23 protein-coding genes are annotated in these 24076 nt (G+C 58.4%); 7 read left to right on the forward strand and 16 right to left on the reverse strand.

Annotated elements, in window-relative coordinates; translation table 11 throughout:
* Positions 1 to 28: 28 nt before the first annotated feature.
* From NAC44_RS19150 to NAC44_RS19165, 4 genes are all read right to left on the reverse strand, one after another.
* The gene (locus NAC44_RS19150; protein ID WP_250943164.1) at positions 29 to 193 is read right to left on the reverse strand and encodes a hypothetical protein; all 165 of its coding nucleotides are present in this window, start codon (positions 191 to 193) and stop codon (positions 29 to 31) included.
* Positions 194 to 255: 62 nt separating this feature from the next.
* Entirely contained in the window at positions 256 to 741 is a 486-nt protein-coding gene (locus tag NAC44_RS19155; protein ID WP_250943165.1) for an HPr kinase/phosphorylase, read from the reverse strand.
* Complete coding sequence (locus tag NAC44_RS19160; RefSeq protein WP_338022108.1) at positions 731 to 2518, reverse strand: stimulus-sensing domain-containing protein; 1788 nt, start codon at positions 2516 to 2518, stop codon at positions 731 to 733. The genes NAC44_RS19155 and NAC44_RS19160 overlap by 11 nt, the downstream gene beginning before the upstream one ends.
* A gap of 282 nt (positions 2519 to 2800) precedes the next feature.
* A complete protein-coding gene (locus NAC44_RS19165; protein WP_250943166.1) occupies positions 2801 to 3523 on the reverse strand; it encodes a response regulator transcription factor in 723 nt (240 codons plus the stop codon).
* A gap of 448 nt (positions 3524 to 3971) precedes the next feature.
* On the opposite strand from NAC44_RS19165, the gene NAC44_RS19170 reads away from it, so the two are divergent.
* The gene (locus NAC44_RS19170) at positions 3972 to 5582 is read left to right on the forward strand and encodes a phosphoenolpyruvate carboxykinase (protein ID WP_250943167.1); all 1611 of its coding nucleotides are present in this window, start codon (positions 3972 to 3974) and stop codon (positions 5580 to 5582) included.
* A 211-nt stretch (positions 5583 to 5793) separates the two neighbouring features.
* Positions 5794 to 6228 carry an alternative ribosome rescue aminoacyl-tRNA hydrolase ArfB gene (gene arfB / locus NAC44_RS19175; RefSeq protein WP_250943168.1) on the forward strand — a complete coding sequence of 145 codons (435 nt, stop codon included), beginning with the start codon at positions 5794 to 5796 and terminating at the stop codon, positions 6226 to 6228.
* A gap of 24 nt (positions 6229 to 6252) precedes the next feature.
* On the opposite strand, the gene NAC44_RS19180 is transcribed toward arfB, so the two are convergent.
* Genes NAC44_RS19180 through hisB form a run of 7 tightly spaced genes read right to left on the reverse strand, consistent with a single transcriptional unit; the run spans position 6253 to position 11002 of the window.
* On the reverse strand, positions 6253 to 6837 hold the full coding sequence (locus NAC44_RS19180; protein WP_250943169.1) for a DUF3237 domain-containing protein: 585 nt from the start codon (positions 6835 to 6837) through the stop codon (positions 6253 to 6255).
* A 42-nt stretch (positions 6838 to 6879) separates the two neighbouring features.
* Positions 6880 to 7872: a type I pantothenate kinase gene (coaA, locus tag NAC44_RS19185; protein ID WP_250943170.1), complete on the reverse strand. Its 993-nt coding sequence runs from the start codon at positions 7870 to 7872 to the stop codon at positions 6880 to 6882.
* A complete protein-coding gene (locus tag NAC44_RS19190; protein WP_250943171.1) occupies positions 7869 to 8192 on the reverse strand; it encodes a phosphoribosyl-ATP diphosphatase in 324 nt (107 codons plus the stop codon). The genes coaA and NAC44_RS19190 overlap by 4 nt, the downstream gene beginning before the upstream one ends.
* 10 nt (positions 8193 to 8202) lie before the next feature.
* A complete protein-coding gene (hisF, locus tag NAC44_RS19195; protein ID WP_250943172.1) occupies positions 8203 to 8985 on the reverse strand; it encodes an imidazole glycerol phosphate synthase subunit HisF in 783 nt (260 codons plus the stop codon).
* Positions 8982 to 9716, reverse strand: a complete 735-nt coding sequence (gene hisA, locus NAC44_RS19200; protein ID WP_250943173.1) for a 1-(5-phosphoribosyl)-5-[(5-phosphoribosylamino)methylideneamino]imidazole-4-carboxamide isomerase — start codon at positions 9714 to 9716, stop codon at positions 8982 to 8984. The genes hisF and hisA overlap by 4 nt, the downstream gene beginning before the upstream one ends.
* Before the next feature lie 24 nt (positions 9717 to 9740).
* A complete protein-coding gene (gene hisH, locus NAC44_RS19205; protein ID WP_250943174.1) occupies positions 9741 to 10391 on the reverse strand; it encodes an imidazole glycerol phosphate synthase subunit HisH in 651 nt (216 codons plus the stop codon).
* 11 nt (positions 10392 to 10402) lie between these two features.
* Complete coding sequence (gene hisB / locus NAC44_RS19210; RefSeq protein WP_250943175.1) at positions 10403 to 11002, reverse strand: imidazoleglycerol-phosphate dehydratase HisB; 600 nt, start codon at positions 11000 to 11002, stop codon at positions 10403 to 10405.
* A gap of 182 nt (positions 11003 to 11184) precedes the next feature.
* Between hisB and hslV the strand changes: the two genes are divergently transcribed.
* From hslV to NAC44_RS19230, 4 genes are all read left to right on the forward strand, one after another.
* Complete coding sequence (gene hslV, locus NAC44_RS19215; RefSeq protein WP_274706966.1) at positions 11185 to 11748, forward strand: ATP-dependent protease subunit HslV; 564 nt, start codon at positions 11185 to 11187, stop codon at positions 11746 to 11748.
* A gap of 34 nt (positions 11749 to 11782) precedes the next feature.
* The gene (hslU, locus tag NAC44_RS19220) at positions 11783 to 13090 is read left to right on the forward strand and encodes an ATP-dependent protease ATPase subunit HslU (RefSeq protein ID WP_250943176.1); all 1308 of its coding nucleotides are present in this window, start codon (positions 11783 to 11785) and stop codon (positions 13088 to 13090) included.
* A gap of 177 nt (positions 13091 to 13267) precedes the next feature.
* Positions 13268 to 14215: a DUF1402 family protein gene (locus tag NAC44_RS19225; RefSeq protein ID WP_420839989.1), complete on the forward strand. Its 948-nt coding sequence runs from the start codon at positions 13268 to 13270 to the stop codon at positions 14213 to 14215.
* A 290-nt stretch (positions 14216 to 14505) separates the two neighbouring features.
* Positions 14506 to 16671 (forward strand): malate synthase G, encoded by a 2166-nt coding sequence (locus NAC44_RS19230; RefSeq protein WP_250943178.1) that lies wholly within the window; start codon positions 14506 to 14508, stop codon positions 16669 to 16671.
* Between the two features lie 274 nt (positions 16672 to 16945).
* Here the strand turns inward: NAC44_RS19230 and NAC44_RS19235 are convergent, their stop codons facing one another.
* Entirely contained in the window at positions 16946 to 17701 is a 756-nt protein-coding gene (locus NAC44_RS19235; protein ID WP_250943192.1) for a L,D-transpeptidase, read from the reverse strand.
* A 179-nt stretch (positions 17702 to 17880) separates the two neighbouring features.
* On the opposite strand from NAC44_RS19235, the gene NAC44_RS19240 reads away from it, so the two are divergent.
* Positions 17881 to 18363, forward strand: a complete 483-nt coding sequence (locus tag NAC44_RS19240; protein ID WP_250943179.1) for an MmcB family DNA repair protein — start codon at positions 17881 to 17883, stop codon at positions 18361 to 18363.
* 7 nt (positions 18364 to 18370) lie between these two features.
* Here the strand turns inward: NAC44_RS19240 and NAC44_RS19245 are convergent, their stop codons facing one another.
* The 4 genes from NAC44_RS19245 to lhpI all read right to left on the reverse strand — a co-directional run bounded on the left by NAC44_RS19245 (position 18371) and on the right by lhpI (position 23859).
* Positions 18371 to 18952, reverse strand: coding sequence for an ActR/PrrA/RegA family redox response regulator transcription factor (locus NAC44_RS19245; RefSeq protein ID WP_250943180.1), 582 nt, complete (start codon positions 18950 to 18952; stop codon positions 18371 to 18373).
* Positions 18953 to 19101: 149 nt separating this feature from the next.
* Positions 19102 to 20382 (reverse strand): ActS/PrrB/RegB family redox-sensitive histidine kinase, encoded by a 1281-nt coding sequence (locus tag NAC44_RS19250; RefSeq protein ID WP_250943181.1) that lies wholly within the window; start codon positions 20380 to 20382, stop codon positions 19102 to 19104.
* A 29-nt stretch (positions 20383 to 20411) separates the two neighbouring features.
* Positions 20412 to 22892, reverse strand: a complete 2481-nt coding sequence (gene hrpB, locus NAC44_RS19255; protein ID WP_250943182.1) for an ATP-dependent helicase HrpB — start codon at positions 22890 to 22892, stop codon at positions 20412 to 20414.
* A 1-nt stretch (position 22893) separates the two neighbouring features.
* Positions 22894 to 23859 carry a bifunctional Delta(1)-pyrroline-2-carboxylate/Delta(1)-piperideine-2-carboxylate reductase gene (gene lhpI, locus NAC44_RS19260; protein WP_250943183.1) on the reverse strand — a complete coding sequence of 322 codons (966 nt, stop codon included), beginning with the start codon at positions 23857 to 23859 and terminating at the stop codon, positions 22894 to 22896.
* Positions 23860 to 24076 lie beyond the last annotated feature (217 nt).

A 24076-nucleotide genomic window follows, 5' to 3' on the forward strand; every position in this document is an offset into this window, starting at 1 on the left:
TCTACCACCGGTTCAATATGCTATGTCTTCAAGGCATCTTGGCGAGGAAAATACGAAGTGCAAGCTTAAAATCGTCAAGTCTTACAGCATCATGCGTTTTATCAAACGCACATGAAATGCTGTAACGCTTTTCATCTACGGCAGAGTTTTCTCCTTCAGTGGATTCCGGTTCACGAAATCCTGCTATAGGCATGGGAAAGCATATCCTTGAGTGCATTGATGTTTTTTCACGTAAAAAGATTTGTACGGTCTTTGTCAGCCTGAATGCGCTGCCTGCGACAGGCCCAAGGCCTTATCTTTCCAGGCTCTCATCAGCACGTTCATGACCGCATAGGGATGAGAATGGATGAGGTCCATGTGGATGACCGGCAGGCTCAGGCCGGCCAGAACCTCCCGGCTGCTGGCGTCCTCGGGAAGGCGTTCACTGTTGGCATTCACCGGCAGAAGAATGGCGTCGATCACAGCCCGGCTGACGCTTTGCAACGAGACGATGCCGCTATAGCGGATCTCTATCAGCCCGCGGATCGTCTCAGGTCGGCAGGCAATAAGACGGCCATGCCGGTTTTCGATGAAGACCTGATCGTCGCTGATCAAGGCGGCAAACCGCCCGGCGCGCTCTGCATCATTCAGCAGGCTCATGCCCAGGGTGGATTTGCCGCTGCCGCTGCGGCCCATGATCAGATAGCCCCGTCTGTCGAGAACAATGGCGGTTGCGTGCAGGTTGACGCGCTTATTTGTCATGGACGGAAGGATCGGCGGGCAGGGTGAGAATGAAGCGGGCGCCGCTCACATGGCCGCTTTCCGGCTCCACGATATTTTCGGCCCTGAGAGAGCCGCCATGGGCCTCGGCGATCTGCCGGCTGATCGACAGGCCAAGGCCGGAATTCTGACCGAAACTTTCGCCTTCCGGCCGATCGGTGTAAAAGCGCTCGAAAATCCGGTCGATATCTTCGGCGCGGATACCGGGGCCATTGTCCTCGACCCGGACGACGCAACGCGTGCGCCCGCGTGTGAGATGCACGGAAATCCGTCCCGTATCTTCAGGGACGAAAGAACGGGCATTTTCAATCAGATTGGTAACGATCTGCCCGATGCGCAGATCATGGCCGTTAACGATGAAACGGCCCTTCTGACCCGGCTTATGATCGACGACATAGTCTATTTCCACTCGTTTCTTCGAGCCGCCGATCTGGCGGGAAACATCGACGAGATTGGCGAGAACCGCTTCCAGATCGAGCGGTCTTGCATCGGCGCGCGCCAGCTCCGCATCAAGCCGCGAAGCGTCGGAAATATCGCTGATCAGCCGGTCGAGGCGGCGCACGTCGTGCTGGATAATGTCGAGAAGCCGCTGTTTGGACGTATCGTTTCGGGCAAGTGGCAGGGTTTCGACGGCGCTGCGCAGCGAGGTCAGCGGATTTTTCAACTCGTGACTGACATCGGCGGCGAAACTCTCAATGGCCGCGATGCGGTCGTAAAGTGCCGTCGTCATTTCCCGAAGCGCAATGGAAAGATTGCCGATCTCATCCTGACGAGCAGAAAAATCGGGAATTTCCTCGCGCTCCTTCGCTCCGCGCCGCACCCGGATGGCCGCAGCCGAGAGACGGCGCAACGGATTGGCGATCGTCGAGGATAAAAGCAGCGACAGCATGATGTTGACCAGCGTCGCGACGCCGAAGACCCGCAGGATGGCCAGCCGCTCGGCATGAACGATCTTATCGATATCGCCCGCCTGCGTGGACAGCATCAGCACGCCGAGAACGGCGCGGAAACGCTGGATCGGCACGGCGACGGAGACGATCAGTTCGCCCTGTTCGGTCATGCGCACCACCGCACCGCGCACGCCGGTCAACGCATTCATCACTTCCGGATAGATCGAGCCGTCACCACCGGGCGCTTCCTTGTAAAGGGGCACGTTGCTCGGCTGTAGCAGGCGGTTGAAGAGCTTGCCGATCCAGTCGCTCCAGCTTTCCGTTTCGCCTTCCACCGGCGGCAGATCGTAGCGCAGCACCTGACCGCTCGAATAAAGATGGCGCGAATCGAGAATGAGATTGGCGTCGGCATCGAAAATGCGCGCTCTGGTGCGGGTGGGCGAGATCAATCTTTGCAGCACCGGCGCCACCCGTTCCGGCTTGATCGGGAAATCGAGATCCTCGTCGTTCGGCACCGGCGTAATACTTTGGCCCGCCTGCAATTCCAGCAGTTTCTGTGGATCGATGGTGATCGAATTGGTGTCGACCGAGGCAGAAGCGGAGATGGCGCTGGCGATGATTTCGCCTTGGGTCAGCAGGCTTTCCACCCGCGCATCGATCAGCCCCTCGCGGAACTGGTTGAGATACATGATGCCACCGACCAGCACGATCAGGGCCGCGAGATTGAAAAAGACGATGCGGCGCGTCAGGCTGGAAAAGACGGCATTGCCGAAAATCCGGCGAATAAGGGTAAAGGGATGGGTAAAGCGGATACGCCACGAGCGACGCGGCGCCTCCGTGCTGTCATTGTCCCTGTCGTCGAATTCAATCGCCAAAAGTCAAACCCTTTCGCCTTTCGGCGAGCCCATCATCTGCCGTTTTCAAAATATCAGCTTTTGCTCCGATTGACCGGCCTTGCATGAACAAATCTATCATATGCTGGCAAGAGGGCGGAAATCGAAATCAAGTGAGCCGCCGAAAACGGCGGCTCCTAGTTTTGTTTGCGCATCGGATTGATCCGAAAACCGGTTCCCACTTTTCGGTCCGATGCTCTATCCTGCAAGAAGGGGCCGAAGCGCATGATTGCAGGTTTCACCGGGGTTTTTGATCGCTTAAGCCGTCTCGCGGAATCGATAGCCGACGCCATAAAGCGTTTCGATCATGTCGAAATCGCCGTCAACCATTTTGAACTTCTTGCGAAGGCGCTTGATATGGCTGTCAATGGTGCGGTCGTCGACATAGACCTGTTCGTCATAGGCGGCATCCATCAGCGCATCGCGGCTCTTGACCACGCCGGGGCGCTGGGCGAGCGAATGCAGGATGAGAAATTCCGTCACCGTCAGCGTCACCGGATCGCCTTTCCAGGTGCAGGTGTGGCGTTCCTGGTCCATGACCAGTTGGCCGCGCTCCAGATGGCGCGCCTGCGGTTCGGACGGTCCCTTGACGCCTGAAATGATGCCGCTGGCATCACGGCTGGCCGAACGGCGCAAAATGGCGCGCACCCGTTCCACCAGAAGACGCTGCGAAAACGGCTTGGTGATGAAATCGTCCGCGCCCATTTTCAGGCCGAACAACTCATCGATCTCCTCATCCTTGGAGGTCAGGAAAATCACCGGCAGGTCGGATTTCTGCCTCAGACGGCGCAAGAGTTCCATGCCGTCCATGCGCGGCATCTTGATGTCGAAAATCGCCAGATGGGGCGGGCGTGCGAGCAATCCGTCCAGAGCTGAAGCCCCGTCGGTATAGGTCTCCACCTTGTAGCCTTCCGCTTCCAGGGCGATCGAAACCGACGTCAGGATATTCCGGTCGTCGTCAACAAGCGCGATTGTCTGCATTCAGTTTGTCTCCGTGGTCAGGGCTCACACCATTCCCCCAACATTTTGCCGTGGGCTGGATGATTGCCGGAAAGCGGCATGGCCGTCATCGGGATAAAGCTGGAACAAATTGTGGCAAAGGCAATGAATGCGGGATGAATAAATCTTTTACTCTGACGGCAAGAACCTAAAATTATCCCGCTATGGCCTGTCGTGATTGAACCGATTTAAATCTGACATATCAGTTTAAAACGATTAAATATATGAAATAATTGGAAAATTTTGAATTTCCTACCTTGCCTTTTTAAAATTGTCTCTCTACCGTTAGGTCAGCGTTAGAGCCTGACGATGAAAAGACAAAGCTGTCCTGCGTCCGGATGCGCTTGAAACCAGAATGCGGCCTGTCCTCACCAATTCGCGTATGAAGGGAGGCGGCTGCTTGCCATTGGCGTGAGAGAGGAAGACTAGGATGGAGGCGTTTGGCGTGAGCAACCTTCAAAACGGCATTGAAACGATCGGTCTGAACAAGGCCGGGCGCGTTCATTATAATCTGCTTCCGGCAGCGCTTTATGAATTTGCCATCCGCAAGGGTGAGGCGGTCTTGACCGCCGATGGTGCGCTCTGCGCCGATACCGGCCAGCACACCGGTCGTTCGCCGAAGGACAAGTTCATCGTGCGCGACGAAAACACCGATGGCCAGATCTGGTGGGACAACAACAAGCCGATGTCGAAGGAGCATTTCGCTCTTCTCCTCCAGGATATGCAGGAGCATGTCGTCGGCAAGGAACTCTTCGTTCAGGACCTGATCGGCGGTGCCGACAAGGCCAATGCGCTGCCGACTCGCGTGATCACCGAGCTGGCCTGGCATTCGCTGTTCATCCGCAATCTGCTGATCCGCCCGGACCGCGCTTCACTTGAAAACTTTGTTCCGGATTTCACCATCATCGATCTGCCGAGCTTCAAGGCCGATCCCGCCCGCTATGGCTGCCGCACTGAAACGGTGATCGCCTGCGATCTGACCAACCGGATCGTGTTGATTGCCGGCACCTATTATGCCGGGGAGATGAAGAAATCGGTGTTCACGGCGCTGAATTATCTTCTGCCGGCGAAAAAGGTCATGCCGATGCATTGCTCGGCCAATGTCGGCCCCGATGGTGACACGGCGATCTTCTTCGGCCTGTCCGGCACCGGCAAGACGACGCTGTCTGCCGATCCGACCCGCACGCTGATCGGCGACGACGAACATGGCTGGGGCGAAAACGGCATCTTCAATTTTGAAGGCGGCTGCTATGCCAAGACCATTCGTCTGTCGGCGGAAGCTGAGCCGGAAATCTATGCCACGACCAAACGATTTGGCACGGTTCTGGAAAATGTGGTTCTCGATGTCGATGGCGTCCCGGATTTCAATGACGGGTCCAAGACGGAAAACACCCGTTGCGCCTATCCGCTGGACTTCATTCCGAATGCCTCGGACACCGGTCTTGCACCGCATCCGAAGACGATCATCATGCTGACGGCCGATGCTTTCGGTGTCATGCCGCCGATTGCCAAGCTGACGCCGGAACAGGCGATGTATCACTTCCTCTCCGGCTACACCGCCAAGGTGGCAGGCACGGAGCGTGGCGTGACCGAGCCGGAAGCCACCTTCTCCACCTGCTTCGGCGCACCCTTCATGCCGCGCCATCCGGCAGAATATGGCAATCTGCTCAAGGAACTGATCGCAAGCCATGGCGTCGATTGCTGGCTGGTCAATACCGGCTGGACCGGTGGCGCTTATGGTGTTGGCAACCGCATGCCAATCAAGGCAACCCGTGCCTTGTTGACGGCGGCTCTCTCCGGCGAGCTGAAAAAGGCCGATTTCCGCACCGATGCCAATTTCGGCTTCAAGGTGCCGGTGGCCATGGAGGGCGTTGACACCAAGATCCTCGATCCTCGCTCGACCTGGAGCGATGGTCAGGCCTATGATGCACAGGCGCAAAAGCTGGTCGGCATGTTCATTGCCAATTTTGAGAAATTCGAAGCGCATGTGGACAGCAATGTCCGCAATGCCGCTCCGGTTCTGGCGATGGCAGCGGAATAACTCTGTCCTATAGTCTTGGAGGAGGGGAGAGCCGGGCGGCGCTGACAGCGCCCCCGGTTTTTCTGTTTCACGTGGAACCTGCTCATCATTTTTCAAAACAGCATTGATGACAGGAATGATGCAAGGGCCGCACGATAATCGTCCCTTGAAGGCATGACGATTGCAGGAAAATGGAGTATTGAGACCCCATCAATTCCTGTGAAGTCCCAAAATGGCCAGCGAACCGCTTACGATCAATGACAGAATAACGATTGCCGGTTGGGAACTGACCGAGCAATTCGTGCTGGCTGGCGGGCCGGGCGGGCAGAATGTCAACAAGGTCTCGACCGCCGTGCAGCTCTTCTTTCATCTGACGGGCTCGCCTTCGCTGCCAGATCGGGTCAAGGCCAATGCAACCCGTCTTGCAGGCCGTCGCCTGTCGAAAGACGGGGTGCTGATGATTGAGGCCAACCGCTTTCGCAGTCAGGAGCGCAATCGCGAAGATGCGCGCGAACGGCTGAAGGAACTGCTGCTGGAAGCCGCAAAACCACCCGCCCCGCCGCGGCGCAAGACCAAGCCCACCAAAGGCTCGATTGAGCGGCGGTTGAAGGAGAAGGCGGGCCGGGGCGAAGTTAAAAAGATGCGGCTGAAGCCGGAGGGCGAATAACGCCTTCCGTATCGGTGGATGCGCCTATATCAGGCTGAACACCCGGATCAGAACCATTGGTTTGGGCTGCATGCTGTGCAGCGTTCCGACGAAAACCCGCCGGTTCAGCCAGTCATGCGGGCCTTCGGGTGCCGTCAAGTCGATCTGGGAAAAAGCATAACGCGGACCCTTGGCCGGCGTGTCGATCAGCACCCGATTGTCGACGGTGATGATGGCACCGTCATCGGTCTTCAATTCATAAAGGGCATGAAGCAGCCGTACCCCATCCTTGCGCAGCAATTGCCGGTCGGCGCCTCCGGGCAGAACCTTGCCTTTCAGCCGCGGACCGGCAAATTCTCCGCCGGTAATGTTGATCATCCGCCGCTGTCCCAAGGGCGAATTGCCAAGGTCGAGGGCCGGCTCCAGCGTGCAGATCGCCTCATAGACGAATTCGGTTTTCGGCAGCACGATCGGAAGCGGGGAGAGCGGACCACCCGCTTGCGCGGCCTGACCCTCTTCAGCCATGGCGGTTGCCGAGGTTGCCGTCATGGCAAGTCCAAGCGTCGCCAGCCCGATAAACCCTCTCCTGTCATGACCAATTTTGGCCGTCTCGTTTTCCGTATCGTTCATAAGCTCCTCCCAGGCTTGAAATGAATGGACAGAAAATGGATTTTACAATTTTCGCAGCGCCACCTGCTCAATGAGATGATTTTCGCCCTTGCGCAGAATCAGATCGGCACGGGGGCGGCTGGGCAATATGTTTTCCCGGAGATTGATCAGATTGATATTCGCCCATAATCCTTCGGCAATGGTCAGCGCTTCCTCCTCGCTGATCGAGGCATAGCGATGGAAATAGGATTTCGGATCGCGGAAGGCGGTTTGCCGCAGCTTCATGAAGCGTTTGACATACCAGTTGTGAATCAGGCTTTCCTCGGCGTCGATATAGATCGAAAAGTCGAAGAAATCCGAGACCATCGGCACGATCTTGCCGTCGCGCGGCAGGTTGCGCGATTGCAGCACGTTGATACCCTCAAAGATCAGGATATCCGGGCGGTCGATCACCGTATATTCGTCCGGCAGCACATCATAGGTTAGGTGCGAATAGCGCGGCGCCTTGACATTGGGCTGGCCCGCCTTGATCTCGGAGAGAAAGCGCAGGATCGCCCCGATATCGTAGCTTTCGGGAAAACCCTTGCGGTTCAGCAGGTTTTCCCGGATCAGCGTGGCGTTGGGATAGAGAAACCCGTCCGTGGTCACCAGATCAACCTTGGGGCTGGAGGGCCAGCGGCGCAGCAATTCCTTCAGGACACGCGCTGTTGTTGATTTTCCCACGGCCACCGAGCCGGCAATGCCGATGATGAACGGAGTTTTCGTCACATTGGTGCTCAAGAAGCGGTTGCGCTGCTCAAACACATGCTGCGAGGATTCCACATGGGAGGAGAGAAGCCGCGACAGCGACAGATAAATGCGCCGCACCTCATTGAGATCGATCGGATCGTCGATGGATCGCAGGCGATGGACTTCGTCCAGCGTCAGGGTCAGCGGCGTATCGGCGCGAAACCGCGCCCATTCATCGGATGAAAAGAACAGATAGGGCGAGTAGCTGTCTGCCTGAAAGTGATCAAGGGTCTCCTCCAGATTTACGTCCTTGATCGCTGTGCTCATGGTCCTGCCCGACTGGCCTTTTCGCTCAAGCCTGATTGCGCCGTGCGCCGCTCAAGCTCCTCCAGCACTGTTTGTAACGGTATATCGGCAATTTTCAATACGACCAGCAGATGATAAAGCAGATCGGCACTCTCATAAATGAGATTGGCGCGATCCTCCGTGACCGCCGCCATCACTGCTTCAATCGCTTCTTCACCCAGTTTTTTCGCCGCCTTGGACTGGCCGCTCGCCACCAGTTTTGCCGTCCAGCTTTCATCCGGTGACGCCTTGGCGCGGTTCGCGACAATCGCTTCGAGATCGGTGAGGCTAAAATCCGTCATCTTGTCCTCGTCAGGCCTGATCGAGCCGCATGGCCAAGCCTTGTGCGGCCATATAGGCCTTGGCTTCGCCGATGGAATAGGTGCCGAAATGGAAGATCGAGGCGGCCAGAACCGCCGTGGCGTGGCCCTCCTTCACGCCAGCCACCAGATCGTCCAGCGTGCCGACGCCGCCAGAGGCAATCACCGGCACACGCACGGCATCGGAAATGGTGCGGGTGAGTTTCAGATCGTAACCGCTCTTGGTGCCGTCGCGATCCATGGAGGTGACGAGCAGTTCGCCCGCGCCACGTTCCACCATGCGGATGGCAAACTCCACCGCATCGATGCCGGTCGGCTTGCGTCCGCCATGGGTGAAGATGTCCCAGCGGTCGGCTTCGCCGTCGCCTGAGACTTTCTTGGCATCGATGGAGACGACAATGCATTGATTGCCGAATTTATCCGCCGCTTCGGCAACGAAATCCGGATTGGCAACGGCTGCCGAATTGATCGACACCTTGTCGGCACCGCTCAACAGCAGTTTGCGGATGTCCGACACCGCCCGCACACCGCCGCCGACCGTGACCGGCATGAAGCAATGATCGGCCGTGCGCGCCACCACATCGAAAATCGTCTCGCGATTGTCGGAGGAGGCTGTGATGTCGAGAAAGCAAAGCTCATCGGCACCCGCCGCATCATAGGCTTTCGCCGCTTCCACCGGATCGCCCGCATCGATCAGATCGACGAAGTTGACGCCCTTGACCACGCGGCCATCTTTGACATCGAGACAGGGAATAATACGGGCCTTGAGTGTCATGTCCTGGCTTCCTTGATCAGCGCCAATGCTTCTACAGGATCGATGCGGCCATCATACAATGCCCGGCCGGAAATTGCCCCTTCGAGCTTGTGCGCATCCGGTTGCAGCATGCGTCGAATATCCTCGAGCGAGGCAAGCCCACCCGAGGCGATCACCGGGATGGAGACGGCTTCGGCCAGTTCCAGTGTTGAGGCCCAGTTGATGCCGGTCAGAATGCCGTCGCGGTCGATATCGGTATAGACAATGGCGGCAACGCCTGCGCCTTCGAATTTTTTCGCCAGTTCGATCACGCCCAGTTCGGACGCCTCGGCCCAGCCTTCGACGGCGACCTTGCCGCCCTTGGCGTCAATGCCGACGGCGACCTTGCCGGGAAACAGGCGGCACGCCTCGATCACCAGCGCCGGATCGCGCACGGCAACGGTGCCGAGAATGACGCGGGCGAGGCCGCGTTGCAGCCAGTTTTCGATATGGGTCAGCGAACGGATGCCGCCGCCGAGCTGCACCGGATTTTTCGTCGCCTGCAAAATCGCATCGACGGCAGCACCATTGACGCTTTCGCCAGCAAAAGCACCGTTGAGATCGACGACATGCAGCCATTCAAAGCCCTGATCTTCAAAGGCTTTTGCTTGCGCCGCAGGGTCGGGATTGTAAACGGTCGCCTGATCCATATCGCCCAGCTTCAGGCGAACGCACTGGCCGTCTTTCAGATCGATGGCAGGAAAGAGAATCATTGTCGTCCATCCGTTTTCATGGGGTCACGGCGACCAGGAAAGAAAATTGGCAATCAGCTTCAGCCCGAGCTTCTGGCTTTTTTCCGGGTGAAACTGCGCACCGGCCATATTGTCCTTGCCGACAAAAGCCGTCATTGCCCCGCCGTAATCGGTGGTGGCGATGACCTCTTCGGCATGGGTGGCCGCCAGATGGTAGGAATGGACGAAATAGGCGTGCAGGCCCGTCTCTCCCGTCTCGACACCGTCAAACAGCGGATGGGGACGGTTGAGCGTCAGCGTGTTCCAGCCGATCTGCGGGATTTTCAACGCCGGATCGGCGGGTGTCATCTCGACAACATCGCCTGCGATCCATCCAAGGCCCGGAGTTATGGTCTTTTCCAGCCCGCGGCCCGACATCAGCTGCATGCCGACACAGATGCCGAGAAAGGGACGAGCCTTGACCATAACAACGTCTTGCAAGGCCTCGACCATGCCGGGCACGGCATCGAGACCGGCCTTGCAATCGGCATAGGCGCCCACGCCGGGCAACACGATGCGGTCGGCGCTGGCGACGCGCTCGGCCTTGTCGGTCAGCTCGATCTCGGCAGCGATACCGCTGTCACGGGCGGCGCGCTCGAACGCCTTGGTGGCGGAGCGCAGATTGCCGGCTCCGTAATCGATAATGGCCACTCGCATGGTTTGCTCCGTTAAGCCAGACTGCCTTTGGTGGAAGGAATGCGGCCCGCCTGGCGCGGATCGATTTCGGTTGCCATGCGAAGCGCCCGCGCCACCGCCTTGAAACAGGTCTCGGCGATATGGTGGTTGTTGGCGCCGTAATGGTTCATCACATGCAGGGTGATACCGGCATTCTGTGCCAGTGCCTGAAAGAATTCCCGCACGAGTTCAGTGTCGAATGTGCCGATTTTCGGCGCGGAAAAATTCACGTTCCAGACGAGGAAGGGACGGCCCGAGACATCGATGGCCGCCTTCGTCATGGTTTCGTCCATGGCGAGATCGATCGATGCATAGCGCATGATGCCGCGCCGTTCGCCCAGCGCTTTGGATAGCGCCTGACCGATGGCGATGCCGGTATCCTCTACGGTGTGATGGTCGTCGATATGCAGGTCGCCTTTCACCTCGATCTCCATGTCGATCAGCGAATGGCGCGACAACTGATCGAGCATATGGTCGAAAAAGCCGACGCCGGTCGAAATCTTCGATGTGCCGGTACCGTCAATGGCGACGGAGACGGAAACCGAGGTTTCGTTGGTCTTGCGTGACACGCTGGCGCTGCGGCTGTCTGCCATCATCTTCTCCTTCAGATCATGGGCTTCCCTTAACAGGCGGGGCGGCAAATATCCAGCTTCGTGACAGGATTTTGACGCTCGCGCATCTGCGATTTGCAATTGGCTGGACGGTGATTACATAAGGCTCAACAGAGACGGCCGCCGCGTCCATGGTTGCGGCCAGATGACGGACTGGATTGGATATGAGTCAAGAACATAATCCCTATGGCACCATGCATGGCACGACGATCATCACCGTGCGCAAGGGCGGCAAGGTGGTGATTGCCGGGGACGGACAGGTCAGCCTTGGCCAGACGGTGATGAAGGGTAATGCCCGCAAGGTGCGCCGCATCGGCAAGGGTGAGGTTCTGGCCGGTTTTGCCGGGGCCACGGCGGATGCCTTTACCCTGCTTGACCGGCTGGAAAAGAAGCTGGAGCAATATCCCGGCCAGTTGATGCGCGCCGCCGTGGAACTGGCCAAGGACTGGCGCACCGACAAATATTTACGCAATCTCGAAGCGATGATGCTGGTGGCCGACAAGACGGTGACACTGGCCATTACCGGCAATGGCGATGTGCTGGAGCCGGAACATGGCACCATTGCCATCGGTTCGGGCGGCAATTATGCGCTGGCGGCGGCGCTCGCCCTGATGGATACGGATGTGTCTGCCGAAGAGATTGCCCGCAAGGCCATGCGGATCGCCGGAGATATCTGCGTCTATACCAATCACAATGTTCTGGTCGAAACGCTGGACAGCGACGTCTGACCGGTTCCCCCCTTTACACCGCACGGATCTTATCATGACCAATTTTTCCCCCCGCGAGATCGTCTCGGAACTGGATCGTTATATTATCGGCCAGAACGACGCCAAGCGTGCCGTGGCGATCGCGCTTCGCAATCGCTGGCGGCGTCAGCAGCTGGATGACAGCCTGCGCGATGAAGTCATGCCGAAAAACATTCTGATGATCGGCCCGACCGGCGTCGGCAAGACGGAGATTTCAAGGCGTCTGGCCAAGCTGGCCGGTGCGCCCTTCATCAAGGTTGAAGCCACCAAATTTACCGAGGTCGGTTATGTCGGCCGCGATGTCGAGCAGATCATTCGCGATCTCGTTGAAATCGGCATCGGGCTCGTCAAGGAAAAGAAGCGGCTGGAGGTTGAGGCCAAGGCCCATGCCGGTGCCGAAGAGCGGGTTCTGGATGCCCTGGTCGGCGCAACAGCGTCACCGGCCACCCGCGACAGTTTTCGCAAGAAACTGCGCGCTGGCGAGCTGGACGACAAGGAAATCGACATTGAGGTCGCCGATACCGCTTCTGGCATGCCCGGTTTTGAAATTCCCGGCATGCCGGGGGCCAATGTCGGCATCTTGAACCTCTCCGACATGTTCGGCAAGGCCATGGGCGGACGCACGAAAAAGCTGCGCACCACGGTCAAGGCGTCCTATGCCGATCTGATCCGCGATGAATCCGACAAGCTGATCGACACGGAAGTCATTCAGCGCGAGGCCGTCAAATCGGTCGAGAATGACGGGATCGTCTTTCTCGATGAAATCGACAAGATCGCCGCCCGCGATGGCGGGCTCGGTGCGGGCGTGTCACGCGAAGGCGTGCAGCGCGATCTTCTGCCTTTGGTGGAAGGCACGACGGTTGCGACCAAATACGGGCCGGTGAAGACCGATCATATCCTGTTCATCGCCTCTGGCGCGTTCCACGTGTCGAAGCCGTCCGACCTCCTGCCGGAATTGCAGGGCCGCCTGCCGATCCGTGTTGAGCTGAAGCCGCTCAGCAAGGAGGATTTCCGCCGCATTCTGACCGAAACCGAAGCCAGCCTGATCCGCCAGTACCGGGCACTGATGGCGACGGAAGAGCTGGATCTCGATTTCACCGAAGACGCCATCGATGCTTTGGCGGATGTGGCGGTCAACCTCAATAGTTCGGTGGAAAATATCGGCGCACGCCGCCTGCAAACGGTGATGGAGCGGGTTCTGGATGAGATTTCCTTCAACGCGCCTGACCGTGGCGGCAGCAAGGTGACGATCGATGCGGACTATGTCCGCAGCCATGTCGGCGAGATTGCCGCCGATGCCGATCTCTCCCGCTATATTTTGTGATTTTTGTGCATCACAAGGCTGAAATTCTGGCAAAGCCGCCCGAATTCAGCCTTGTGATCCGCTATGAGTCGACAGAAGCGATCCAGCCTTATAAGGAGAATCGCCCGGCGATGATGGCGGTTTGCGTGCCATGATCGTGTGGATGAAAACCGGGCCAAAGATCAGGATTTGTGTATGATCCGACGTTTTGCTGTCGTTGCTCTTGTTGCTTTTGCCATGGCTTGCTCCAGTGCCGAAGCTGCCGTCTTGATGGTGCCGCCGGGTAACCGCAATGTGGTACAGCCACCGATACCGGGCGCGTCCAAAGAGCGCACACGCGAATTCAAGACCACCTTCGATCTGAAATATGACAAGATCATCGATCTGTTCAAGACAGACCGGAAGCTCATCGAAAAGATCAAGAAGACGGCGGCAGTTTACGATATTGCCCCCATTCACATGATCGGGGCGCTGGTGGGCGAGCATACTTATAATGTCGGCGTCTACGATACACTTCAGGCCTATTACATCAAGGCCGCCGCCTATGCCGGAGAGGCGTTCCGCTTTGCCTATAATGGCGAAAAGGTTGACCATTTTGTTGCCCGCCCGCAATTTGCCAAATGTGCGGCCTTTACCGATTCCGACCGTTTGTGGACGTGCCGCGAAGATGTGTGGAACGAGGATTTTCGCGGCAAGACGGTGGATGGTGAAAGTTTCCCCAACAACCGTTTCAGCGCCGTGTTCTTCCAGCCTTTTTATGCCGGTCAGACCTTCGGTCTCGGTCAGATCAATCCGCTGACGGCTCTGATGGTGACGGATATGGTGCATGAGCGCTCCGGTTATCCGAAGCTCGACGAAAATCATGCCGCCGACGTCTATAACGCCATCATGGACCCGGATATGTCGCTTGCCTATATGGCGGCGATCATCCGCAAATCGATCGATGACTATAAAACCATCGCCCATATGGATATTTCCGACAATCCCGGCATTACCGCAACGCTTTATAATCTCGGCGAAACCACCGCGCGTGCCAAGGCGCTGGCAGCCAAGAACAGCGGTGGCGGTCCTGTCGTCTGGCCGCAGGAAAATTACTATGGCTGGTTGGTCAACGACCGGTTGGCCCAGTTGCAGTCACTTCTCTAAAGCATGTTGCGGCTTATCAGCCTCATGCAACGTGCTTTCAGTCTTTGATTTTTCGCATCTCAACCCGGAGAGTCGTCCTATCACGTTCCGGCAGGGCGCATGGATGCGGACATGTGGCGCATGGAGTCTGCTGCATTGGCAACAAGCGTTGGCGACATGCTTTCCATGGCTCGACGGCATAATTTTAAAATCCAAATCGATTTAAAAAATTGTGCTTCAAATTTAAAAGGTTACAGCGTCCATTCCGTGTCTTATAACGCACGGTGCTGGAGATGCGCAGGAGGCATGAGATGACATCTATCGAAAAATCCGGGCTGAAGATCGATGCGGTCCTTTATGATTTTCTGGTCGAGAAGGCTTTGCCGGGCACCGGCGTCGATGCGGATGGTTTTTTCGCCGGGTTTTCCGCTCTCGTTCATGATCTTGCGCCGGAAAACCGTCAATTGCTGGAAAAGCGCGATTGGTTCCAGCAGCAACTGGATCAGTGGTACAAGGCCCATGGCGCGCCGCAGGATCTGGCGGTTTACGAAGCCTTTCTGCGCGATATCGGCTATATTCTGCCGGAAGGGCCGGATTTTTCTGTTGCCACCGATCATGTCGATGCCGAAATCGCCGAGATTGCCGGACCCCAGCTTGTCGTGCCGGTGATGAATGCCCGTTATGCGCTCAACGCCGCCAATGCCCGCTGGGGTTCGCTCTATGATGCGCTTTATGGCACGGATGCCATTTCCGAGACGGAGGGTGCTGACAAGGGAAAATCCTACAATCCCCTGCGCGGCGAAAAGGTCATCGCCTGGGCGAGAGCCTTTCTCGATCGTTCCGTGCCGCTCGCGGCCGGGCACTGGCAGGAGGTTGCAGGGCTTGCGCTGAAAGACGGCGCGCTGTCAGTCACCCTGACCTCGGGTGGAGAGACCGGTCTTGCCGACCCCTCCCAATTTGCCGGTTATCAGAAGGACGGCGCCGGGATCACCTCTTTCTTCCTGCGTCGCAATGGTTTGCATATCGAGCTGTGCATCGATGGTGAGGGCGTGATCGGCAAGACCGATCCGGCCCGGATCAACGATATCAGACTGGAATCGGCCATCACCACGATCATGGATTGCGAGGATTCAGTCGCCGCTGTCGATGCCGAAGACAAGGTTCTGGCCTATTCCAACTGGCTCGGCCTGATGAAGGGCGATCTGGAAGAAGTGGTCAGCAAGGGTGGGAAAAACTTCACCCGCAGGCTGGAAGCGGATCGCACCGTGCTCGATCCTGACGGCAAACCGTTTACGCTGCGCTGCCGCTCATTGATGCTGGTGCGCAATGTCGGCCATCTGATGACCAATCCCGCCATTCACGACCGCAACGGCAATGAAGTGCCGGAAGGATTGATGGATGCGATGATCACGGGCCTGATCGCGCTGCATGACATCGGGCCTGAGGGCCGGCGCGCCAATTCGCCTGCCGGTTCTGTCTATGTGGTGAAACCGAAAATGCACGGGCCGGAAGAGGTGGCTTTTGCCGTCAGGATCTTCACCCGGGTGGAAGAGATCCTCGGCATGGCGGCAAACACGATCAAGATCGGCATCATGGATGAGGAGCGCCGCACCACGGTCAACCTCAAGGAATGCATTCGCGCTGCAAAAGACCGGGTGGTGTTCATCAATACCGGCTTCCTCGACCGCACCGGCGATGAAATCCACACCTCGATGGAAGCCGGGCCGATGATCCGCAAGGGCGACATGAAGCAGGCCGCCTGGATTGCCGCTTACGAAAACTGGAATGTCGATATCGGCCTTGCCTGCGGCCTGTCCGGCCATGCCCAGATCGGCAAGGGCATGTGGGCCATGCCGGACATGATGGCGGCAATGCTGGAGCAGAAGATCGCTCACCCGAAGGCGGGCGCCAATACCGCCTGGGTGCCCTCACCAACGGCGGCAACGCTGCATGCCACCCATTATCACAGCGTCGATGTCGCGGCGGTGCAGCAGGGCCTGAAAAGCCGGGAACGGGCAAAACTTACCGATATTCTCTCGGTGCCGGTGGCCACGCGGCCCAACTGGACAGCGGAAGACATCCAGCGGGAACTGGACAACAACGCCCAGGGTATTCTCGGCTATGTGGTGCGCTGGGTCGATCAGGGGGTTGGTTGCTCGAAAGTGCCGGACATCAACAATGTCGGTCTGATGGAAGACCGCGCCACCTTGCGCATCTCTGCCCAGCACATGGCCAACTGGCTGCATCATGGCATTGTCAGCCGCGATCAGGTGATCGAGACGATGAAGCGCATGGCCGCCGTGGTCGATGGGCAGAATGCCGGCGATCCGGCCTATCGACCGATGGCGGCCGACTTTGACGGTTCAATTGCCTTTCAGGCCGCGCTCGACCTGGTGCTGAAGGGGCGCGAGCAGCCGAACGGTTATACCGAACCGGTCCTGCATCGCCGTCGTCTCGAGTTGAAAGCGAGCCTATAGCATCGTGCAGAAAATCAGAATTGGGCACGATGCTATAAGTTTTTGTTTGCGCATCGGATTTTTCCGAAAACCGGTTCCCACTTTTCGGTCCGATGCTCTAAGGGGCTGACACAAACCGGTGCAAATCCAAAAGAAAAGCCGCAGGATCGCTCCTGCGGCTTTTTTCATGTCCGTTATATCGTCCCGNAGGGGCTGACACAAACCGGTGCAAATCCAAAAGAAAAGCCGCAGGATCGCTCCTGCGGCTTTTTTCATGTCCGTTATATCGTCCCGATCAGGACTGCTGAACGATGACCTTGGTTTCCTTGCCCGGCAGAACGCGGCTATAGAGATCGATCACATCCTGGTTCATCATACGGATGCAGCCGGAGGAGGCGGCAGTGCCGATGGAGGCCCATTCCGGTGTGCCGTGGATGCGGAACAGCGTGTCCTTGTTGTTGTTATCGAAGAGATACATGGCGCGGGCGCCAAGCGGGTTGGAAAGCCCCGGCCCCATGCCCTTCTCGACATATTGTGCCACTTCCGGCTTGCGCACGGCCATTTCCTTCGGCGGATGCCAGTTCGGCCATTCCTGCTTCCAGGCCACATGCGCTTCGCCCGCCCAGGCAAAGCCCTGTTTGCCGACGCCGATGCCGTAACGGATCGCTTTTCCGTCGCCCAGAACGTAATAAAGGAAGCGTTCCTTGGTGTTGACGACGATGGTGCCGGGGTTTTCCGTTGTTTGATAGGCGACAATCTGGCGGCGGAACTGCGGCTTGACCCGGTTGATCGGGATGGCAGGCAGGTTGAAGCCGTTGTCGGTGACGGGGCCATAGCCATTCGGCAGAATATCGGCGGTGTCCGTGATCGGCTTTTCGCTGGAAGCCGGTTCAACAAGGGCCGATTTCAGCGTGGCAGTTTCAGTTTTAGGCGCGACCGCTGGCGTGATAGCGGCGGTTTTTTGCGGATCGGTTTGCGAAGTTGTCGTGCAACCGGCCATCGCAAGAGTAGAAAACAGACCGGCCACGGTCAGGGCTGTGCGGAGGCGCATCATAGGCTCGTTCATTCTTTGTGACAGGAGAAAACTTGGCGAAACCGCCTTGGTGAAACGGTTATTTTTGATTAGCCTGCACTTGGCAAGGGTGCAGGGCCTTTCCGAAGGGGCTTGCAGTGCAAAATGATCCAGCATGACTTTTTTGCAACAACACCCGGGCGAAAGGCGGCGAGACTATGGCCATTGTGAGTATTGGCGCTAACAATTCCTTGATCGATGGACGCCAGTCCGTGAGGGCGATGACAGTTCGCAGAGGTGTGCAGATCCTGCTCGCCGAGATGAGACACTCGGTGATTGCGGAATTGCCGCTTGTGTCCGGCCGCCGTGCTGATCTGGTCAGTCTTTCGGAAAAGGGCGAGGTCTGGATCATTGAGATCAAATCTTCGCTTGAGGATTTTCGTGTCGATCGTAAATGGCCGGATTACCGCCGCCATTGCGACCGGCTGTTCTTTGCCAGCCTGCCGGATGTCGATCAGACGATTTTTCCCGAAGATTGCGGGTTCATGCTCTCTGACGGTTATGGCGCGCATATTCTGCGCGACGCGCCGGAACACAAACTTGCCCCCGCCACCCGCAAAAGCCTGACGTTGCTCTTTGCCCGCACAGCAGCGCAGCGTTTGATGCAGGCCGAATGGGAGGTCCACGCCTTGCCGGACTGAAGTAAGCTTACTTCGGCGCCCGTTTGGCGAGAATGCGTTGAAGGGTGCGGCGATGCATGTTGAGACGGCGCGCCGTTTCAGACACATTGCGTTCGCAGGCTTCATAGACCCGCTGGATATGTTCCCAGCGCACCCGGTCGGCAGACATCGGGTTTTCCGGTACTTCCGCCTTTTCGCCGGGCCGCTGGGTCAGGGCGTTGAACACGTCATCGGCATCGGCAGGTTTCGACAGATAATCCACCGCGCCCAGTTTCACCGCCGTCACGGCGGTTGCGATATTGCCATAGCCGGTCAGGACGATGATGCGGGTGTCGGTTCGCTTTTCCCGAATGGCCTCGATCACATCCAGCCCGTTGCCATCGCCCAGTCTCAGATCGACCACGGCATATTTCGGCGGCATCTCCTGTGCTTTGGCAATGCCCTCGGCAACGGAAGAGGCGGTTTCAACGGCAAATCCGCGGCTTTCCATTGCGCGTGCCAGCCGGCGGAGAAATGGCTGGTCGTCATCGACGATCAGGAGGCTTGCGTCCTGGCCGGGATCGATCAGCTCGAAAGGTCCGTTCTGCGGTGATGTGCGTTCGTCTGTCATGCATCCATTCCCTGAGCCCCGGAGCGAAAAGCGATTGTCGGAAAAACCAACGCAGGAACAGGACGTTCTTGCATCTCTTCGCCTGTGGCATTCTGCACGATGCCATAGCATCAGGTGATGTTATGGCGTTTTCGCACCCTGTGGTAAAGTCAATTTCGCACGGCTTCCATTTCCCGCCGTGGCCAGCGGACGATGATGCGAGCGCCCCTTTCCGGTGCAATTCGGTTTTCAAAGACCAGTACTGCGCCGGAGCGTTCCAGCAGGGTCTTGGCGATGAAAAGACCCAGGCCCAGCCCGCCGGCACGATCCTCGCTTCTGCGGCTGGTCACATAGGGTTCGCCGATTTTCAGCAGGATATCCGGAGCAAAGCCTTCGCCGTCGTCCTCAATGGTGAGGGTGACGGTGCGATTGTCATGCTCAACCGTGACCACCACTTCGGTACGGGCATAATCGAGCGCGTTTTCAATCAGATTACCAAGGCCATAGAGAATGCCGGGATTACGCTCGCCGATCGGCTCGCCCATGCGGCCTGATTTTTCCACCACGGTGAGTTTCAGGCCGAAATCCCGATGCGGCGCAATCACCTCCTCGATCAGCGAGGACAGTGGCAGCCGCCGCATATGCTCCTCATTTTCCGCGTTCAGTGTGGTTAGCCGCTTGAGAATGTCGCGGCAACGCTCGCTTTGCGACCTGAGAAGCTGGATATCCTCGCCATATTGCGGGTCCTTGCCCAGTTCCCGCTGCATTTCCTTGATGACGACGCTGATGGTGGCCAAGGGCGTGCCCAGCTCATGGGCGGCGGCGGCGGCAAGCCCATCGAGCTGCGACAGATGTTTTTCCTTCTGCAGCACCAGTTCGGTCGCCGCCAGCGCTTCGGCCAGAAGCGTTGCTTCACGTGAAACACGATAGGCGTAAAAGGCGGCAAAGGTGGTCATCGAGACGATGGAACACCAGATCGCCACCAGCATGACCGGCCCGCCCCGGTCGATATAATCGGCATACCAGGGCAGGGGATAGGGGCTGAAGCCCAGCGCTGTGATCGAAATCAGCGCCAGCGCCATCAGTGCCATGGCGTGGCGCAGGGGCTGCGAGGCAAAGGTGATGATCACCGGCACACAGATCAGCGGTGCAAACGGATTGGAAAGACCGCCGGTCAGAAACAAAAGCGCCCCCATCTGCAGAAGATCGAGTGCCAGCACGGCAAAGGTCCAGATCGGCTCCAGCCGCTGGGTGGCGGGAAAGATCACCTGAAGGGCGAAATTGACAATGGCGAGCGCCCCGATCAGCGCTGCGATTTCCGGAAGGGGCATGGGAAATTGCAGAACCAGCGAGACGATGACGACCGTGACGGTCTGACCGGCCACCGCCAGCCAGCGCAGCCGGACCAGGGTTTCCAAGCGCAGACGACGGCTGGATGTGGCAAAATACATGGGTCATTCCAAATGATGTTCAGAGTGTCTTATGTACCACGCGGTTTGGCCCGTGTCGTGGGGGCGGCAGAGGCTGGATCGTCCGGCCAGGGGTGTTTGGGATAGCGGCCGCGCATGTCGGCGCGCACATCGGCCCAGGACCCGGCCCAGAAACCCGGCAGATCGCGTGTCGTCTGGATCGGCCGATGCGCCGGAGAGGTCAGCTCCAGCACCAGCGCCAGACGCCCGCCGCCAATCGCCGGATGTGTTTTGAGACCGAAAAGTTCTTGCACCCGGATCGTCAGTTTGGGTTCATCGCCGTCATAATCGATCGGATGGTTCATGCCGGTCGGGGCGGTGAAATGGGTGGGCGCCAGCCGGTCGAGATCGCGTTGCAGCTCATAGGGCAGCAAGGCCTTCAGCCCGTCGCTCAGACCGGCAGCGGAAATCTCGGAAAAGCGGCTTGCTCCCGCCTGAAACGGAATGAACCAGTCCTCCAGCCGCTCAAGCAGGGCCGCATCGGACACATCTGGCCAGGGCGCGCCAAGGGTGCGATGCAGAAAGCCGAGGCGTTGGCGCAGTTGCAGCGCCGCCTTGCTGAAGGGCAGGCGCTCCACGCCGATCTCCTTCAGCCCTTCGGCCAGAGCCCGCACCGCTTTTTCACCTGTCGGTCGCGGCATGGGGGTCTCTTCCAGCACAATCGCGCCAATGCGCCGGACCCGCCGGGCACGCACCTCGCGGCTGGCCACATCGAAAAAGCTTTCCTCGCCGTTGCTGATCAGCTGCGGCATGGCGGCCTCCACATCGGCAAGACGGATTTCGGCGGCACTGAGAATGCGCCCCTGCGCCGCCCGTCCGGTCAGGTCGGCCACGACCAGCATGGAGGAGGCCGCCAGCCGCTCGGTGTCGGCCAGCTCTGCACCACGGCCATTGGCCATGACATAACGTCCGCGTCCGCCCCGATTGAAGGCGATGCGGTCGGGGAAGGCATGCAGGAGAAGTTGTCCGGCTGTGGCTGATGCGGCGGCTGCTCTCTTCTGCCCAACCTCTTTGGCCAACCGGTCCGAAAGCCGTCTTGCGGCGGTGGCCCGGTCGCTGCGATCGCTGCGAAAACGACGGAGCCTTTCTTCCAGATCGATATCATTGCCGCCAAGCCCCTGTTCGGTCAACAGCACGGCCAGTTCGCAGGCATGGCGCACCTGCCCGTCTTCTGCGGCGGCAATCACCATGGCGGCAAGGCGCGGCGGCAGGCCAAGGCCGCGCATGGTCTTGCCCTTGTCGGTCAGATGCCCCTGCCGATCCAGCGCATCGAGGCTTTGCAGCAAGGTTTTCGCCTCTTTCAACGGGGCCACAGGTGGCGGATCGATGAAGGAAAGACTGGCCGGATCGCTCACCCCCCAATGGGCCATGTCCAGCACCAGACCGGCGAGATCGCTGGCCAGGATTTCCGGTGGGGTAAAGGCTGGTAGCGACGCCGTCTGGCCCGGATGCCACAGCCGAATGGCAATGCCTGGTTCTGTGCGACCCGCACGACCTGCCCGTTGATCGGCAGAGGCACGCGAGACCCGCACCGTTTCCAGCCGGGTGATCCCCGTTGCCGGTTCATAAACCGGCAGACGCTGCAGGCCGCTGTCGATGACGATCCGCACACCATCGATGGTGATCGAGGTTTCGGCAATCGACGTGGCCAAAACCACCTTGCGCGTGCCGGACGGCGCAGGCTTGATCGCCTGATCCTGCTCCGCCTGGGTGAGATTGCCATAAAGCGGGGCGATGACGGTGGAGGCAGGCAGGCGTTCCCCCAGCCGTTCCGCCACCCGGCGGATTTCCGCCTGACCGGGCAGAAAGGCAAGAATAGAGCCGTCGTCACCGGCATGGGCCTCGACAATGGCGCGGGTGATGCTGTCTTCGATCCGCTCGGTGCCGGGACGATCCTGATGGCGTATCTCGATCGGAAAACTGCGCCCGGCGCTTTCCAGCACCGGCGGGTGATCCATCAGCGCCGCAACCCGCTCCACATCCAGTGTTGCCGACATGACGATCAGCCGCAAATCCTCGCGCAGCCCCGCCTGCGCATCAAGCGCCAGCGCCAACCCGAAATCGGCATCCAGCGAGCGCTCGTGAAATTCATCGAAGAGCACGGCAGCAACGCCTTTCAATTCCGGATCCTCCAGAATCATCCGGGCAAATACGCCTTCCGTCACCACCTCGATTCGGGTTTTTTCGGAAATGCGGTTGTCGAGACGCATGCGATAGCCCACGGTCTGGCCAAGCGGTTCGCCCAGAAGGGCGGCCATACGGCTTGCCGCAGCCCTTGCAGCCAGACGCCGGGGTTCCAGAAGAATGATCCGGTCATCTCCGCGCCAGGGCGCTTCAAGCAGGGAAAGCGGAATAAGCGTCGTTTTGCCCGCGCCCGGGGGCGCAGAGACGATGGCGCGATTGCCACGCGCCAGACTGTCGGCCAGAGGCGAAAGGATCTCACTGACCGGATAAGAAGGGAGGGCCGGATAAGAAGGGAGCGATAGGGACATATTACGATGACTGTGTATTGTCAGAGGTCGCCTTGACCGTTTCATAAGCGAGGATCGCACCCGCCAGATCTTCCAGCGCCGCGCCGACCGATTTGAACAGGGTGATGTCGCTGGCCGAGCTTCGTCCCGCGCGGATGCCGCTCACCAGTTCCGCCAGTTCGGCCTTTATCTCTTCGGGTCGCAGAACACCTTTTTCCAGCGGTTGCACAAGATCTCCCGCCTCTTTCATTGCGCCGGCACGCGTATCAACATAGATGTGAGAACGGCGAATGGCTTCATCATCGGCTTCGCGCATGGAGGGCTTGAAGCCACCGACCAGATCGAGATGTGTACCGGGTTTCAGCCATTCTCCCTGTATGATCGGCTCCTCCGTCAAGGTCGCACAGGAAATGATGTCAGCCTGACGAGCCGCCTCGGCAAGATTCGATATGGCTGTGACGGGCAATCCCCGCTCTCGCGCCTTGGCGGCAATCTCTTCAGCCTTGGCCGAACTGCGGCCCCAGATGGAAATATCGGTGAGCGGTCTTATGCTGGCATGAGCCTCAATCAGATTGAGTGAAAGCTGACCGGTTCCGACCATCAGCATATGGCTGGCTTCTTTCCGCGATAGAAAGCGCGAGGCCAGAGCAGACGCGGCTGCCGTTCGACGTGCGGTCAAAACCGGTCCATCGACCATTGCCAGAGGTTCACCCGTTTCACCGGACGACAATATATATCCACCCTGAATGGCGGGGAGACCGGAGAGATGATTGTCGGGAAACACCGAAACCAGTTTCACCCCACAATAGCGGCCCGGCAACCAGGCGGGCATGATGAGCAGCGTGGCATTGGCCCGTCCGGGAACCGCCATATCATGATGGGAGCGGACCGGCATCTGACAATCGGCCTGAAACATATGGTCCAGCGCGTCGATCAGACTGTGCCAGGGCAAGGCGGCTTCGGTTGCCGCGGCATTCAATATCAGCATCAAAGTCTCCATAAGAACCAGATGTCGATATTATCGCGGCTGATCAGGAAAAGAAATGAAGCTGGATTCGGCGATTACCAGAGAGGTGCGTCAGCTCGAAGATGGACATAACTTCAATTTTACCATTGATGACAGTGACTTAACAAATATATGACGGTTTTTTGAAGTTTGTGTTTGACAGTAATGGGAGTTGGCCGTAGAAGGGCGCTCACCGAAC

Source organism: Allorhizobium sonneratiae (assembly GCF_023700755.1).
GTDB classification, from domain to species: domain Bacteria; phylum Pseudomonadota; class Alphaproteobacteria; order Rhizobiales; family Rhizobiaceae; genus Allorhizobium; species Allorhizobium sonneratiae.